Source organism: Cellulosimicrobium sp. NPDC030954 (assembly GCF_055571305.1).
This window is the reverse complement of record NZ_JBVIFN010000006.1, coordinates 114619-129550: the sequence shown is the minus strand read 5'-3', so window position 1 is coordinate 129550 and position 14932 is coordinate 114619. Positions and strand designations below refer to the sequence as shown.

Sequence of the window (14932 nt, the reverse complement as noted above, 5' to 3'; positions counted from 1 at the left end):
ATCTCGCCGTCCCGAGCCGTTCCCCGCGCGTGGGTCGGAGGCGCTAGCCTTCGGACCACGCCGCCGTCGGGACGGCGACACCCGCGACGAAGGAACACGCCGTGAGCCAGCCTCCGTATCAGCAGCACCCGGGCGGCGACGCCCAGCAGCCCCCGCAGGCCCCCGGGCCGTACGGGCAGGGCCAGCCCGCCTACGGGCAGCCGGCCGCCCCCGGTCCCTACGGGGCGCAGGCGCCGTACGGCCAGGGCCAGCCCGCGTACGGCCAGCCCGCGCAGCCCGAGCAGCACCAGCCGGCCTACGGGCAGATGGCTCCGCAGGCTCCGCCCGTGGCGCCGTACGCGCCGCAGGGGCAGCAGCCCTACGGGGCGCCGTACCCGCCGCAGGGCCAGCAGCCGTACGGCGCCCCCTACGGCCAGCCCGGCTACGGCGCGTACGCCCCCGTCGGCCCGCAGCCGATGACGTGGCGCACGATCCTCGCATACGTGTTCAGCCCGATCGCGGTGTTCTTCCTGCCGATCGTGTTCGGCGTGCTCGCGATCGTCTTCTCGGCGATCGCGGTCCGCCGGAACGAGAAGACGGCGAAGATCGCGCTCGGGGTCGCGATCGCGTGCACCGCGGTGGGCTTCATCCTGGGCGCGATCAGCGGCTACCAGGCGGCCAGCCAGTACTTCTGACGGTCACCCGGGCAGGCCGACCAGGACGCCCGCCCTGCTCAGCCGCAGTCGACCCCGGCGTACGGCGTCTCGACGACGACCGGTCCGTCGTCGCCCGCGACCGTCAGCGTGGCCGTGCCCGCCTCGACCGACGCTGCCCGCGTGCTGAACGCCTGGTAGGCGTTGCGGCCCGGCCGGACGTCGGCGAACGAGCGCTCGCCCGTGGCCGCGCCGAGGGTGAGGTCCACGGCGTCCTCCCCGACGTTCAGCGCGCGCACGGCGACGTGCGCCGTCCCGGCCAGGCACCGCGCGTCGACCTCGACGTGGACGGGCGGGAGCTCGCGGACCCGCACGTCGCGGTAGGTGACGACGTCGGGCGCGGACCCGTGCGCCTGCAGGCCGACGTACCCGACGAGGCCGCGGCTGCTGGAGTCCGGGTCGAGCGGGCGGTCGGGGAACGGGACGCCCGGCAGGTTCTCGTACTCGTTGATGACGACCCCGTCGCGGATCACGGTGTAGTGCTGCCCGACGACGCGCACCTCCAGCTCGTTCCACGTGCCCTTCGCGGTGGGTCGGGCGCGGTCGAGCCCGATGTCGGCGAACCCGTAGACCGAGCCGGTCTTGCGCGGGTCGTTCGACCCTCCCTCGGGCGAGTCGTTCACCTGGATCTCGTGGCCGCAGTTCACGGCGATCCACGAGAGGTTGCCGGTCTCGTTGCCGTTGAACGTCGTCGGGCACCCGTCGACGGGCCCGGAGAGGTCCGGGAACCGGACCTGGACGCCGCTGTTGGCGCGCGCGTCGCCGGGAGCGTCGTCGCGGAACTGCACGACGAGCGAGAAGTCGCCGTACTGGCGCACCGGGTACCAGAGCGTCCCGAACCCGCCGCCCGCGCCCGCGCGGGAGCGGATCGTGCCGTCGTCGAGCAGGTCGAAACCGCCGTCGCCCGCGTACTCCCAGGCCTCGAACGACGCCGCGGTGCCGTCGAAGATCACGTCGTACCCGTCGTCGGGCGCCGCCGCCCGGGGTACCGCGGCGCCGGGTGCCGCGGTCTCGGGTGCCGTGGGCACGACCGCCGCGGCCGGCGCCGCGAGCGCGACCCCGACGGCGAGCGCGACCGCCCCGGCGAGGCGGGCGCGGTGCGCCCGGCGGAGGACGGGGGGACGGGTGGTGCTCGACATCGGAACTCCCTCGTTCGACGCGTGTCCCTCCACCCTCCCACGGATGCCGGGCGCTCTCCACGGCACGGGGAGCGAGCGCGCACCCGGGGGCCCCGCCCGTCCGCACCCGCGTGCGCGCGTCGGGCGCGGTGGGAGAATCGACCGGTGTCCGGAGCCGAGGAGCGAGTGCTGGAGTCCGCCCGGGTCGCGGCGATGCTGCGCGACGAGATCCTGGACGGGGTGCGCGTCCCGGGGTCCCGGCTGGTCGAGCGGGACCTGGCAGCCGACTTCGGCGTGAGTCGCATCCCCGTCCGCGACGCGCTCAAGGCGCTCGAGGGGGAAGGGCTCGTCGTGCTGCGGCCGCACACGTGGGCGGTGGTGCGGGAGTTCTCGGAGGCGGACCTCGCCGACCTCGACGAGGTCCGTGAGGTGCTGGAACCGCTGGCGTTCCGTCTCGCGGCGGAGCGGCACGGCGCCGAGGGCCTGGACCGGCTCCGGCGCGCGCTCGCGAGCGAGCAGGAGGGGGCGCGCACGGCCGACAGCGTCGGGTCGCGCCGTTCGGCGGCCGACTTCCACGAGATCGTGACCGAGCTCGCGGACAACCGGCTCCTGCGGGACATGATGCAGGGCATCCGCAGCCGCGTGCGCTGGGCGCTGTCGCAGCACGACGACCTCGCGCACGTGACCGAGGAGCACGCGGAGCTGTTCGAGGCGGTCGCGTCGCGGGACGGCGCGCGTGCCGCCACGCTGGCGGAGGCGCACGTGGACAGCAGCCGTCGTCAGCGCGCCGCGCACGTCGCGGCGCTGCGCGCCGGGGGCTGAGCGACCCGACGTCGGCGCCGGGACGCCGCGACCTCAGACGGGGCCGGACGTCCCCTCGTGCGACGTCGCCGGGCGGGCCGGGATCTCCACGGCCTTCTGCCACGAGCCGACCAGGCGGCCGTCGCTCGTCTCGAGCCGGAACGGCGCGAGCGGGAGGTTGCCCGCGCGGCGTCGCGCGCGGAGCACGTCGATGGCGTCCTCGTCGCTGTCCGCGCCGAACGGCTCGCCGCGCCGGGCGCCCGTGGCGGTGACCACGTGGTAGCTGGTCATGCTGTCGTCGTCGTGGTGGACCTCGTCGGCGAGCGCGGCGACCTCCTTGGCCACCTCGAGGTTCGGCAGCGCGACCCAGGTGCGTCCCGGCCCGTCGAGCGTCCACGTGTCGGCGTCGTCGCGCCGGATCACGTACTCGCGCGACGCGTTGCGGGCACGCCAGGTCCCGTTGTCTACGGCAGTCCAGGTGAGCATGTTCATGAGCGCTGGTTGCGGGTCGGACGGCGGTCCGGTCTCTCGTCGGTCGAGCGGTAGTTCCCCCTGCCCGTCGTCCGGTGACCCACCCGCAGCGTACGCTGCCCGCCCCGCGGGCGTGTCCACCCTGGGGAGGAGATCACCCGTCAGACAGGTCACACGCCGTCCGCCGTACGGACGACCCGCCGCGGCAGGGGTGGTGTCAGGAGCCGAGCGGGGCGACGGGCGCCCGCCAGTCCGTGCCGACCGGGATGTTCTTCACGGGTACCGCCAACGCGTCGCCGCCGTCGAGCCACGGCATCCCCGGCGCGAGGGTGCCGAAGCCCGGGCGGCCCTGCGACGGCCCGAAGGTGGGGAGGTGCGCGCCGTAGATCGCCAAGGTCTCCTGGATCGGCCGGTAGCACCCGGTCCGGGTGCTCGGGTCGTACGCCTGGATCGTGCCGAGCGCGCGCAGGCCGGTGGCGTCCGAGCGCCAGACCGGGGCGCCCGCGTCGCCGAGGTCCGTGCGCATGTCCGTGCAGAGCAGCGTCATCCCGCGGAACATGACGGCCCCGGTGATCCGGCCCTCGGTCCAGCCGCTCCCGATTCCCATCTTGCCCACGAGCATCCCCCGCGGCTGCGCCGCGGACGCGGTCCATCCCACGACGCGGCCGTCGCCCGGCGTCCTCCCCGTGAGTGGGTCGCGGACGACCTGGTACGCGTCGTCCCCCGGGACCTCGCGCACGAGGGCGTTCCCGTCAGGGTAGTTCTGGGAGAACGTCCAGCCGTAGAGGCGGTCGCTGCCTCGCACCGACGAGAAGATCACCGAGCACGCTCGCGGACCGAGGAGGAAGGTCCCGCTGTCCCCGGCGACCGCGTAGCCGCCCGTGCAGGCGCCCTCGTAGCCCCCGGACGCCGTCCCGCCGTTGTGGAAGATCATGGGGTCGCCGGGCCGGAAGACGTAGCCCCCTGCCGCCGGGGCCGTGACGCCGGGAGCGGCGACGGCCGTGACCGTGCCTCCCGTCGCCGCGCCGGCGTCCTGCCCGAGCGCGGTCGCGGTGCCCAGGCCGAGCGCCAGGGCACAGATCGTGCCGAGCGCCACGTGCAGTCGTCTCCCCATGGACCGATCCTGGCGTCCCGACGGTCCGCGCGCCAGGGGTGGCGCCACGTGCGTCGTGGGCCGTGAGGGTCCCGCACGACCGCGCGCGCGACTCCGCTACCCTGCACGAGCCGCCCGCGACGAGAGGACCCGTCCGATGTCCCACCCCACCGACCCGAACGAGCCGGTCGACGACCACACCGTCATGCGGCCGCCGCGACGGTACGGGGACGACGGCGGGACGAGCCCGGGCGGACAGGGCGCCTCCGCCTCCGGCTACGGGTACCCCCACGCGCAGGCGCCGTACGACACCGACCCCTACGGCACGGGAGGTCGCCGGGGCCCCGGGCAGCAGGGCGACCCGCACGCGACGCTCCCGCCCGCGGACACCGGGGCGACCTGGCCGCCCGCGGGGACGGCGCCGGGGTACGCGCCGCCGCCACCGCCTCCCGGCCCGTACGCGGGCCCGTCGGCGCCCGGCGCGCCGTACGGCAGCCCGCCCGCTCCGTACGCGTCGGGGCCGGCCTACGGCGCGCCGGACGACGCGACGGTCGTGCCGGGGCCGCCGGCCCCGTCGTCGGACCCCTACGGCTTCTCCCCGTACACGACGCCGCCCGGTCGCGGCTCGCGGAAGTGGCTCGTCCCCGTCCTGGCGGGCGTGGGGGCGTTCGTGCTCGTCGCGGGCGGCCTCGGCGTGTGGCTCGCGGTGCGCGACGACGCGTCGCCCGCCCCGGAGCCGACGACCGCCGAGCAGGCGCCCGCGACGGACACCCCGGCGGAGCCGGAGGAGACCGACGAGCCGGAGGCGACCGAGGAGCCGGTGGACACCGACGTCACCGACGACGACCCGTGGCTCGAGCAGCAGTACCGCGCGGGCGCGGAGATGGACCCGGAGTCGGGCCCGGCGCTGGCGCCGATGTCGTGGGACTACTTCTCCGACAACGACTACCTCGTCAACGAGGACCGCATCGCGCTCGTGGCGCGGCGCGACTTCGCGTGCGACGACCTGCCCGCGATCCCCGCCATCGAGGCGATCGCGGGCTCGTGCCAGGCCGGGTTCGAGGCCCGCGTCGTGTCCGACGACGGCCCGACCCTCGCGCTCGACCTGGTCCTGGTGGACGTCGGGTCGGAGGAGGAGGCCGAGCGCGTGGCCGCCGCCTTCAACGCCGCACCCGAGGGCGACCCCCTCGCCGACACCTCGGGCCCTGCGCACCCCACCCTCGCCGCCGCGGTGCCGCAGCCGGGGTTCCAGGGCTCGTACGCGCTGCTCGACGACGGGGACTCGCCGGGGGTCATGCTCAACACCGGGACCGTCGTCATGCTGTACCGGCTCGGCATCGACGACGGGCTGGAGCGCGACCAGATCCTGCCCGTCGCGCAGGCCGTCGGGTTCGTCATCACGGACCACGAGCTCGCCAAGTCGTTCGGCGAGAAGAAGTGGCTGGACACCAAGGCCGGCTGAGCGGTCGGCGGCCGGGCTGGTTACCCTGGGGGCGGTGATGGATCCCGCCGGGGCATAGCCGCCCGAACCGCCGCCAGGGCTGATGGTTCCTGTCTCGTCGCACGTCGGCGGGCAGGGTGCTGCCCGCGGGAAGAGGTCCGCATGAGAGCCAGACCCGTGCCCCAGCCCGCGCTCGACCGCATGGTCCCGTTCGCCGGGCACCCCGTGGTCGTGGGCGTCGTGCCGGGCGGCGACCCGCTGGTCGTGCGGACGGCCGCGGCCTGGGCGGGAGCCGCCGGGTCGCGCGTCGTCGCCGCGTACGCCGACACCTCCCGCCACGTGGTCGAGGAGCACCCCGACGGCTCGGTGACGCACGCGCCGCTCGACCCGGACTCCGCCGACGACATCTGGCAGGACGTCGAGGCGCGCCTGCGGGACGAGGTCGACGCGGGGCTGCGGGGCACAGGCGTGGCGTGGGGCCTGCGCTACCTCGCGGGCCGCCCCGACCGCGCGCTGACGCACCTCGCGCGGGCGGTCGACGCCGCGGTGATCGTCGTGGGGACGCGCGCGCCCGGGTCGACGGCGCACCTGCGCGAGCTCGTCGAGGGGTCCGTCGCCGCGCACCTGGCCCACCACCAGCACCGCCCCGTGCTCACGGTCCCCCTCGCGGTCGTGGACTGGAAGGAGCTCCGCACGCCGTGGGAGAGGTGAGACGACGGACCCCGCTCCTCGCGCTCGCGGGCCTCGTCGCGGTCGGGGGAGCGGTCGGCACGACGGCGCGCGCGCTCCTCGAGCAGGCGTTCGCCCCCGTGCCCGGGTCGTGGCCGTGGACGACGTTCTGGATCAACCTCGCGGGGTCGTTCGTGCTCGGCGTGCTGCTCGAGACGCTGCTCCGCTCGGGTCCGGACGCCGGGTGGCGGCGGGGCGTGCGCCTCGGCTGCGGGACGGGCGTGCTCGGCGGCTTCACGACGTACTCGACGTTCGTCGTCGAGGTCGAGCGGCTCGCGAGCGGGGGGCACGCCGCCCTCGGCGCCGCGTACGCGCTGGGGAGCGTCGCGCTCGGCGTCGCGGCCGCGGTGGGCGGGATCGCGCTCGCCGCTGTGGCTCGACGGCGGCTGGTCGCCCGGGGCGGTGCGGCGCGGTGACGGGCGTGCCCGAGCTGGCGCTCGTCGCCCTCGCCGGTGGGCTCGGCGCGGCGTCGCGGTTCCTGCTGGACACGCTCGTGGCCCGGCACAACCGGTGGTCGACGCCGCTCGGCACGGTCGTCGTGAACGTCACCGCGTGCTTCCTCCTGGGCCTGCTCACGGGCTGGGGAGTGACGCACCCGGGGCACGGGGACGTCGCGGCGGTGCTCGGGGTCGGGTTCCTGGGCGGCTACTCGACGTTCTCGACGGCCTCCGTGGAGGGTGCGCGCCTCCTGCTCGCGGGCCGCGGCGCCGTCGCGCTGCTGCACGCGCTCGGGATGCTCGTCGTGTGCCTCGCGGCCGCGGTGGCGGGGATCGCGCTCGGGGGCGCGTGACCGGGCGCGCCTTCGATTTGGTGCAACCTGAGGGTTGCGCCCGGGTGGAGGTCCGTGCAACTCTGGGGTTGCACGCAGTTGCCCTTCCCAGCGGAGAAGAAGCACCATGACCACCACCAACGAGCCGGCCGTCGTGGACCGCGAGTCGTACACCGTGTCCCGGACCGTGACCATCGACGCCCCGGCGGCCCGCGTCTGGGCGGCGCTCACCCAGGAGGACCTCATCAGCGGCTGGTTCGGCCAGCGGACCGAGCTGCCGGACCTGCGCGTCGGCGGCGAGGGCGTGTTCAGCTGGCCGGACGCGCCCGACGTCCAGGTGCGCATCGAGGAGTACGACCCCACGACGGCGTTCGCCTTCCGGTGGGGGACCCCGGTGGGGCAGGTCATGGACGAGACCAGCTCGACCGTCGCGCGCTTCACGCTCGAGCCTCAGGGGCCGACGACCGTCCTGCGCGTCGTCGAGACCGGGTTCGACCTCGTCGCCGACCCCGACGGGCTGCTCGAGAGCCACCAGCAGGGGTGGACGAGCGAGCTCGACGAGCTCGTCGAGCTCCTCGAGGGGGCGCTCGCGGCCGAGGGCGGTCGCGCGTGACCGCACCCGCGACGGAGCTCGCCCCCGTGTTCTCGGCGCTCGCGGACGACACGCGATGGCGGATCCTCCAGGAGCTCGGCAGCGCGGACCTCTCGGCGTCCGCGCTCGCCGAGCGTCTGCCGGTGAGCCGCCAGGCCATCGCGAAGCACCTGGGGGTGCTCGCGGAGGTGGAGCTCGTGGAGTCCGTCCGCGTGGGCCGCGAGGTCCGCTACCGCGCGGTCGGCGCCCGGCTGGAGGAGACCGCGCGCGCCCTCGAGGCCATCGGCGCGGCCTGGGACCGCCGCCTCGCGGCGATCAAGCGCATCGCGGAGTCGTAGCGGTCGTCGGTCAGGAGCCGGGGGCGGGGACCGGGTGCGCCTCGAGCGCCGTCGCGACGGCGTGCAGGTTGTGCGCCATGAGGCGGCCCGTCTCCCGCGCCCACTCGTGGCCGTGGCCGGTCTGCACGTAGTCCGGGCCGGGCCCGGGGCCCTGGTTCCAGTAGGTCCAGGCCTGGCCGGGGATCGTGTAGCCGATGTCGGCGAGCGCACCGCTGACCTCCGAGATGACGTGGTGCGCGCCGTCCTCGTTGCCCGTCACCACGACGCCCGCCACCCGGTTGTAGGCGACCGGCGCGCCGTCGGGCCCGTCCTCGGAGAGCATCGCGTCCATGCGCTCGAGCATGCGCTGGGCGACCGACGACGGGCGGCCCAGCCACGTCGGCGTGAGGACGACGAGGATCTGTGACCCCAGCAGCCGCTCGTGCACGCCCGGCCACTCGTCGCCCTCGCCGGCGTCGGTGACGACGCCCGGCAGGACGTCGAGGTCGACGAGCCGGACGTGCTCGACCTCGACGCCGCGGTCCTGGAGCGCCTCGGCGACCACGCGACCGAGCGCCTCGGTGTTGGACGGCTCCGGTGACTTCTTGAGCGTGCAGCTCACGAACAGCGCCTTCATGGGTCCTCCCGTGTCGCCGGGCGGGGCGCGGTGTCGTCGTGCCTCCGCCCGGACGTCCGACGGCGGGTGGCTTCACCGTCCCGTCCAGCGTCACGGGGCGACGGCCCGCTCGCAACGCGCCGAGCGCTGCACCCTCGGCCGAGCGCTGCACGCGGAAGTGCCTCCCTCGACCGGATGTGCCTCTCCGGCCGACCGTCGCGCCCGACGTCAGGGGAGCGCCGGGTCCTCCTGCCGGTACCCCGCGGCGAGGCGGACCTCCCCCTGCCCGACGGCGGCGACGTCGTCCCACGGCACGAGGAACGTCCCGCGGTGGCGGCGACGGACGAGCTGCGGGACCGGCCACGGGGCCGTCACGCCCGTGCGTTCGTACCCGAGCATCGACGACCCGGTCCGCGGGCTCACGAGGATCCCGACGACCCGCGCCCGCCCGACCCGGCTGCGTCGCCGGACGCTCGCGCTCAGCGCCCGGTCCTCGGGGTGCGCGTCGTCGGGGTCGTCCGCTCCGTCGGACGGGCCGTCGTCGGGCAGCGTGTCGAGCGCGAGCCGGACGTCCACGAGGAACCCGAGGCCCGCGCCGTCCGGCCCCAGGACGCGCGCGTCGAGCAGGTCGCCGAGGATCACCGCTCCTCCTCCGGGTCGTGCCGGCCGCCGGGGACGCGGCCGACGACGTGCTCGCGCAGCCAGTCCTCGGTCCAGTGCAGGTCGAGCGAGTCCGCGCGGACGGTGAGCTCGAGCGCCGTGCCCACGTGCCCGACGTCGGACCACGGCACGCGCTCCCAGCGCGACGCGGGCGGTCGGCCGCCGAGGAGACGCGTCACGAGCACCGGGCCGGTGAGGAGCGCGCCGACCTCCGCCGGCTCGCCGGGCACCGCGTCGCGCCGGGCGTCGTCCGACCGGTCGCCCGGCCCGGTGCCGTCCGCGGCGACCAGCTCGAGGTCGTCGACGGTCGTGACCGGCTCGCCGTCGACGTCGAGCACCTGGCGGCTGAGCAGGTGCAGGCGCGCGTCCACGACGCGCACCCCCGTCGGCGTGGAGGCGTCCCGGCTCATGACCCCGCTCCCGTCGCGATCATCAGGGGTATCGCCGCGACGGCCGCGACGACCACGATCACCAGGTACACCATGCCCAGCGCGTTGGTCGCGCGCCCGTTGACGTGCTCGCCCATGTACTCCGGGTCGTTCGCGACCAGGAGGATCGGCACGTACGTGAGGGGCAGCGCGACGGCCGAGAACACGACCGACATCTCGGTGACCGCCACCGGGTCGACGCTCGTCATGAGGATCGCCACGGCGAGCAGCAGCGCGACGACCATCGACACGTGGAAGCGTGCGGCGCGTGCCGGGCGGCGAAACTTCCCCCACGACCAGCCGAGGTACTGCGCGAGCGTGTAGCCGCTCGACAGCGCGGTCTCCAGCGCCGCGCCGAACGTCGCCGCGACGATCCCGACGATCACGACCGCGAGCAGGAGCGTCCCGCCGGCCTCCGCCACGGGGAGCACGATCTGCGACAGCGACGACACCCCGATGCCCGCCGGGAGGAGCACCACGGCCGCGCACGCGGCGATCGCGACGGACAGCAGCCCGCCGAGCGGGAACCCGACGAGCACGTTGACCCGGTTCTGCGCGAGGTCCTTCGCGGTCCACCCCTCCTCGACGGCGCCGGAGGAGAAGAAGAACACCTCGTACGGCGTCATCGCGGCCCCGAACAGCGCGACGGCGTAGTACCAGTACGTCGCGACGTGCTCCGTCGCCGGGGGCGAGGGCGGCACGGCCTGGCGCAGCAGCTCGCCCCAGTCCGGGCCGAGCAGGAAGAGCGCGACCCCGAACCCCACGAGCAGCAGCCCGAGCAGCCCCGCGACGTTCTCCATGACCTGGAACTTCACGCGCCACAGCACGAGCCAGACGGCGAGCGCCGCCACCGGGATCCACAGCCGCGGCTCGACGCTGCTCGCGAGGTGCAGCGCGAGCGCGATGCCGCCCACCTCGGCGGTGAGCGTGAGCAGGTTGATCGCGAACGACGACGCGAGGTTCGCGCCCGCCGCGCGGGGGCCGAGGCGCTCGCGGATGATCTCGAACGTCGCGCGCCCGCTCACGGCCGCCACGCGGCCGGACATCGACGCGAACAGGCAGATGCCGACGACGCCGACGACCACGACCCACACGAGCGACAGCCCGAACCGCGACCCGACCACGGCGTTCGTCACCAGATCGCCGATGTCGACGAACCCGCCGATCGCCGTGAGGATGCCGAGCGCGACCCCCAGGAGCCGCTTCACGCGCCACCCGCCCCGTCCGAACTCGAGGCCGACCTCGCCCGCGCCGCCGACGACGTGGACACGGCGCTGGCCCTGCGCGTGAGATCACGGGTCGCGGTGCCGCCGTCCTAGGAGAGCCGGTGCGGATGGTTTTGCGATCTGTACCGGATCTGTGGACAGAGACAAGCGATTCCGTTACCTTATGGCCACCTCGGACGATCTCTCGGGGCAACTACCGAGAGGATGACAACGTGGATTCCATGGGTAGGAAGGTGGCCGGGACGCTGACCGCGTTCGCGCTTGGTGTCGCGGCAACGGTGGGAGTGGCGGGTTCAGCATCCGCGATCGACAGCCGGTGCGGCGTGTACCCGTCGTCGCCGACGAGCGGGGCTGGCAAGATCTATTTCAGCTCTACGACGACGTGCGGCACCAACGCCTTCGTGGCTGAGTCGTGGGCGCGGCTCGAGGGTACCAAGACCGTCACCGCACCGATCAAGTACTCGAGCGGTACGACGACCCTCACGGCGTCCTCGTCCACCAGCTGCACCGGCGGTTCGTACCGCACCGCGGGTGGAGGAGTCGACATCTGGACGAGTGCCGCCGAGAAGCGCACCGCCTACAAGCCGCTCTCTTGCTGATCGGCGAACTGCTCGCGTGATCAATCGTGGAGTGAAGGGTCTTGCCCTGGTCGTGCTTGCCGTCTCGTTCACCGCGTGCAGCGGGGGCGGGGCGGCCAGCACGACCGCTGGGGTCGAGCCGTACGAGGGTGGCGAGATCTCCGAGGCGCAGTACAAGGGGATCGTGCAGTACGCGCGGGACTGCATGGAGGAGAAGGGCTACCCGGTCGGTGACGTCTACCAGCGTGAGGACGAGTTGACGTACACCTTCGATCTGGACGGTACGGCTGCCGAGATGGGCGAGGTGGAGCAGCGGCAGGACGATCTGCTGGCGTGTGAGTCCGAGATGAACTACGCGGACGCCGAGATCGCCTACCAGGACCAGAACGTGCTCTCGGGCGCCGAGCGCGAGGAGAAGTTCGCGGAGTTCGCCGAGTGCATGGCGAGCACCGGCGTCGAGGTGACGGCAGCCGACGACGGCGCGGCCGTGATCGAGAAGATCCGCGCGTTCGTCGATGCGGGAGGCGCCGAGCACCCGGTGATGTCCTGTTACGACCGGTTCTCCGTGCGCTTGTACGGGTTCGAATGAGCAGGACGACGAGCGCTGGGCGCCCCCGCGGCACGTGGTACACCGTCGCGGTGGTCGTGCTCGTGCTGGGTGCCGTGGCGGTGTCGTGGGTGGTGACGCGAGGGTCGGCGGGCGCGTTGGCAGAACTGGATCCGGACCCGGTCGCGGTGTCCGTGCCTGTCGGTGAGACGGTGGTGGACTTCTCGGAGCCGGCGTCGTTGTCGGGTGTGCCGGAGCAGGCGCCGCCGGTGGTGTCCTCGGGCCGGTCGGGCACGGTGACCGCGGTCACTATCGGTCCGGGGGACGCGGTGGCGTCCGGGGCACCGGTGTTCGCGGTCGACGGTGTGCAGGTCGTGGCGTACGCGGACGACGCGGTGCTCTTCCGCTCCCTCTCTGCAGGGGCGAAGGGCCCGGACGTGGCTGCGGCACAGAGGGTGCTGTCGGTGCTGGTCCCGGAGCAGGCGGTCGAGGCGACCGGGACGATGGACGCCGCGACGGTGCGGCTCGTGCGCGCGTACGAGAGTGCGCTCGGGGCATCGTCACCGACGGGGACGGTGGACCCGACCTGGTTCGTCCACCTGCCCTACGACGGCTACGTCGCGCAGACGGTCGAGGTCGTCGCGGGCGCCCCGGCCCCGGCTGCGGGCGAGGAGGTCCTCACCGCGGCGGCGACGATCACCGAGGCGAGCGTGTCCGGGACGACACGCGGCCCCGCAGGGCCGTACGAGTTCCTCGTCTCGGGAGTCGCCGTGCCTCTGGAGCGCGCCGAGGACGGGACATGGACGGTGCCCGACCTCGCCGCCGCGGCGAGCGTGCTCCTCTCCGGCGAGGTACCTGCGCAGGGACCGGTTCGGGTCGAGGGGCGGACCCGGTTCGTCGACGGTGCCCCGGGGCAGTCCGTCCCGGGCGCGTCGGTCGTGACCGACGAGTCGGGGGCGACGTGCGTCGTGCTCGCCGACACGCGGGAGCCCGTGGCCGTCACGGTGCTGGGCGCATCGCTCAACGGCGCCGCCCAGCTCGCGCCCGACCTGCCCTCGGCTGTGGAGGTGCTGGTCAACCCGCTGCAGGTCGTTGGTGACGTGACGTGTCCCTGACCCTGCGCGGGATCACCGTCACCTATCCCGGTTCGGCGCTGCCGACCGTGCTCGACCTCGACCTCGACGTCCCGGTCGGCACGTCGCTCGCGCTCATGGGTCCGTCAGGCGCGGGCAAGTCCACCGTGCTCGCCGTCGCCGGGCTCCTGCTCGCCCCTGACCGGGGGGAGATCCTGGTCGCAGGCACGCCACGGACCGTGCGCGACGCACCGACCGTGCTCGGTGACGAGCTCGGCTGGGTCCTGCAGACCGTCAACCTCCTGCCGCGCCGCACCGCACTGGACAACGTGACCTTGCCCGCCCTGGCGCGCGGGCGTCGGCGCGTCGCGAGCGAGGACCGTGCCCGCGATCTGCTCGACGCCGTCGGCATCACGGCTCACGACCAGGTCGCGCGCACCCTGTCCGGAGGGCAGGCGCAGCGTGTAGGCGTCGCCCGCGCGCTCATGACGGCCCCGGCCGTCATCGTCGCGGACGAACCCACTGCCAACCTCGACCTTGCCACCGCGAGGTCTGTGGCGCGGACCCTGTTCGAGGCGACGGCAGGGACCACCGTCCTGCTCGCCACGCACGATCCCGCGATCGCCGAGATGGCCGACCGGGTCGTCCACCTCGAACCCGTCACCGCTGCCTCACGGACGCAGGAGAGCGCCGATGTGGCGTCCTGACGAGCTTGCCGCCGAGGCGCGCCGCAACCTCGGCCCGCGTCACGCCATGACCGCGGCCTTGGCGTTCCTGGTGCTCGCCGCGGTACTCGCGTTCGTCGTCGTCCAAGCCCAGCAGGCGCTTGCCCAGGAGGCGCAGCGCCGCGTGGGCGGGTCGCTCGTCTGGACGATCACCGCCGACGACGGCATCACCTTTCCCGGTACCGCCTGCACCCGCCTCGCCCTCGTCCCCGGCATCGCCGCTGCGGGCGGCGTCACCGCGAGTGCGCCGGGACCCTTCTACCCCTACCGCGGCTCCCGATCCGTTCAGGCCGTGGGCCTGACCGGCAGCGCCGTCCAGGTCTTCTACCCCGACGCCCCACCCAGCACCGCGACGCTCGGCGCAGACCTGCAGTCCCTCGGTACCGTCGGCCCCGGCGGGTGGCTCCACGATGCTGACGGCGACCGCGTCGCCCGACTCGACATCACTGTCCCCGCCACCGTGCCTCTCGGCCTGCTCACCTCCGGGGTCACCGTCCCCGCTCCCGCCGACGCCCCGCTCAGCCAGTGCTGGATCCGCACCGAACCCGGCGCGGTCGAGACCGGGCACGACCTGCTGGCCTACACCTTCACGGGCCTGCCCGCGACCATCGCCCCCTTCTCCCCGCCCGCGGCCGACGTCCTCGGCCCCGCCGACCAATGGAGCGCCGCGATCGCACTACAACCCTGGGCCGTCGGCGCCATCCTGCTCGGACTCGTCGCCACCCTCGCCACCTGGTCACGGCGCACCGAGCTCGCCGTCTACCGGGCCTTCGGCACGAGGACCGCCACCCTCACCACGCTCGTCGCCGTCGAGCTCGCCCTCGTCCTCGCCCCAGCGCTCCCCGCCGCCGTGCTCGTCACGACCACCGTCCTCGCTGCCACGAATGGTGGCATCGCCACCCCGGTCTTGACGGTCGCCCTCACCCAGGCAGGCGCCGCCGCACTCGCCGGCTATGCGCTAGCCGTCGCGTTCACCCCCCTCGTCCTGCGCGGCCGCGTCACTGATCAGCTCAAGGACCGCTGACCAGCGGACCCCGCTCCGCGCCGGCACCATGA

20 protein-coding genes and 1 riboswitch are annotated in these 14932 nt (G+C 74.3%); of the genes, 13 read left to right on the top strand and 7 right to left on the bottom strand.

The genetic code is table 11. The features are described from left to right. Positions 1-101 precede the first annotated feature (101 nt). Positions 102-674 carry a hypothetical protein gene (locus tag ACZ402_RS13590; RefSeq protein ID WP_375823284.1) on the top strand — a complete coding sequence of 191 codons (573 nt, stop codon included), beginning with the start codon at positions 102-104 and terminating at the stop codon, positions 672-674. 38 nt (positions 675-712) lie between these two features. Here the strand turns inward: ACZ402_RS13590 and ACZ402_RS13585 are convergent, their stop codons facing one another. Next, the gene (locus ACZ402_RS13585) at positions 713-1831 is read right to left on the bottom strand and encodes a 3-keto-disaccharide hydrolase (RefSeq protein ID WP_375823285.1); all 1119 of its coding nucleotides are present in this window, start codon (positions 1829-1831) and stop codon (positions 713-715) included. 144 nt (positions 1832-1975) lie between these two features. Between ACZ402_RS13585 and ACZ402_RS13580 the strand changes: the two genes are divergently transcribed. Continuing rightward, positions 1976-2632, top strand: coding sequence for a GntR family transcriptional regulator (locus tag ACZ402_RS13580; protein ID WP_375823286.1), 657 nt, complete (start codon positions 1976-1978; stop codon positions 2630-2632). Between the two features lie 33 nt (positions 2633-2665). Here the strand turns inward: ACZ402_RS13580 and ACZ402_RS13575 are convergent, their stop codons facing one another. Next, positions 2666-3103: a hypothetical protein gene (locus tag ACZ402_RS13575; RefSeq protein ID WP_375823287.1), complete on the bottom strand. Its 438-nt coding sequence runs from the start codon at positions 3101-3103 to the stop codon at positions 2666-2668. A gap of 196 nt (positions 3104-3299) precedes the next feature. Beyond that, positions 3300-4196 carry a chymotrypsin family serine protease gene (locus ACZ402_RS13570; RefSeq protein WP_375823288.1) on the bottom strand — a complete coding sequence of 299 codons (897 nt, stop codon included), beginning with the start codon at positions 4194-4196 and terminating at the stop codon, positions 3300-3302. Positions 4197-4332: 136 nt separating this feature from the next. Between ACZ402_RS13570 and ACZ402_RS13565 the strand changes: the two genes are divergently transcribed. The 6 genes from ACZ402_RS13565 (at position 4333) to ACZ402_RS13540 (ending at position 8044) form a co-directional block, all read left to right on the top strand. Beyond that, positions 4333-5637 carry a hypothetical protein gene (locus ACZ402_RS13565; protein WP_375823289.1) on the top strand — a complete coding sequence of 435 codons (1305 nt, stop codon included), beginning with the start codon at positions 4333-4335 and terminating at the stop codon, positions 5635-5637. Positions 5638-5661: 24 nt separating this feature from the next. Next, positions 5662-5736: riboswitch (Fluoride riboswitch) on the top strand. 42 nt (positions 5737-5778) lie between these two features. Then, positions 5779-6327, top strand: a complete 549-nt coding sequence (locus tag ACZ402_RS13560) for a universal stress protein (protein ID WP_375823290.1) — start codon at positions 5779-5781, stop codon at positions 6325-6327. Beyond that, entirely contained in the window at positions 6324-6761 is a 438-nt protein-coding gene (locus ACZ402_RS13555; protein WP_375823291.1) for a fluoride efflux transporter FluC, read from the top strand. Before ACZ402_RS13560 ends, ACZ402_RS13555 begins: the two co-directional genes overlap by 4 nt. Beyond that, positions 6758-7135, top strand: a complete 378-nt coding sequence (locus ACZ402_RS13550) for a fluoride efflux transporter FluC (protein ID WP_375823292.1) — start codon at positions 6758-6760, stop codon at positions 7133-7135. Before ACZ402_RS13555 ends, ACZ402_RS13550 begins: the two co-directional genes overlap by 4 nt. 106 nt (positions 7136-7241) lie before the next feature. Next, positions 7242-7727 (top strand): SRPBCC domain-containing protein, encoded by a 486-nt coding sequence (locus ACZ402_RS13545; protein WP_375823293.1) that lies wholly within the window; start codon positions 7242-7244, stop codon positions 7725-7727. Then, entirely contained in the window at positions 7724-8044 is a 321-nt protein-coding gene (locus ACZ402_RS13540; protein ID WP_375823294.1) for an ArsR/SmtB family transcription factor, read from the top strand. Before ACZ402_RS13545 ends, ACZ402_RS13540 begins: the two co-directional genes overlap by 4 nt. Before the next feature lie 10 nt (positions 8045-8054). On the opposite strand, the gene ACZ402_RS13535 is transcribed toward ACZ402_RS13540, so the two are convergent. The 4 genes from ACZ402_RS13535 to ACZ402_RS13520 all read right to left on the bottom strand — a co-directional run bounded on the left by ACZ402_RS13535 (position 8055) and on the right by ACZ402_RS13520 (position 10935). Continuing rightward, positions 8055-8660 (bottom strand): flavodoxin family protein, encoded by a 606-nt coding sequence (locus ACZ402_RS13535; protein ID WP_375823295.1) that lies wholly within the window; start codon positions 8658-8660, stop codon positions 8055-8057. Between the two features lie 207 nt (positions 8661-8867). After that, positions 8868-9281: a PRC-barrel domain containing protein gene (locus tag ACZ402_RS13530; protein WP_375823296.1), complete on the bottom strand. Its 414-nt coding sequence runs from the start codon at positions 9279-9281 to the stop codon at positions 8868-8870. Then, positions 9278-9709, bottom strand: coding sequence for a hypothetical protein (locus tag ACZ402_RS13525; protein WP_375823297.1), 432 nt, complete (start codon positions 9707-9709; stop codon positions 9278-9280). Before ACZ402_RS13525 ends, ACZ402_RS13530 begins: the two co-directional genes overlap by 4 nt. Next, entirely contained in the window at positions 9706-10935 is a 1230-nt protein-coding gene (locus tag ACZ402_RS13520) for an NRAMP family divalent metal transporter (protein ID WP_375823298.1), read from the bottom strand. The genes ACZ402_RS13525 and ACZ402_RS13520 overlap by 4 nt, the downstream gene beginning before the upstream one ends. Before the next feature lie 230 nt (positions 10936-11165). Here ACZ402_RS13520 and ACZ402_RS13515 point away from each other — a divergent pair, with 230 nt between their 5' ends. The 5 genes from ACZ402_RS13515 to ACZ402_RS13495 are packed head-to-tail and all read left to right on the top strand — an operon-like array spanning position 11166 to position 14900. Then, a complete protein-coding gene (locus ACZ402_RS13515) occupies positions 11166-11552 on the top strand; it encodes a hypothetical protein (RefSeq protein WP_375823299.1) in 387 nt (128 codons plus the stop codon). Positions 11553-11583: 31 nt separating this feature from the next. Continuing rightward, complete coding sequence (locus ACZ402_RS13510) at positions 11584-12120, top strand: hypothetical protein (protein ID WP_375823300.1); 537 nt, start codon at positions 11584-11586, stop codon at positions 12118-12120. After that, positions 12117-13193 (top strand): hypothetical protein, encoded by a 1077-nt coding sequence (locus ACZ402_RS13505; RefSeq protein ID WP_375823301.1) that lies wholly within the window; start codon positions 12117-12119, stop codon positions 13191-13193. The genes ACZ402_RS13510 and ACZ402_RS13505 overlap by 4 nt, the downstream gene beginning before the upstream one ends. Then, positions 13184-13858, top strand: coding sequence for an ABC transporter ATP-binding protein (locus ACZ402_RS13500; protein ID WP_375823302.1), 675 nt, complete (start codon positions 13184-13186; stop codon positions 13856-13858). The genes ACZ402_RS13505 and ACZ402_RS13500 overlap by 10 nt, the downstream gene beginning before the upstream one ends. Beyond that, a complete protein-coding gene (locus ACZ402_RS13495; RefSeq protein WP_375823303.1) occupies positions 13845-14900 on the top strand; it encodes a hypothetical protein in 1056 nt (351 codons plus the stop codon). The genes ACZ402_RS13500 and ACZ402_RS13495 overlap by 14 nt, the downstream gene beginning before the upstream one ends. The last annotated feature ends 32 nt before the right edge of the window (positions 14901-14932 follow it).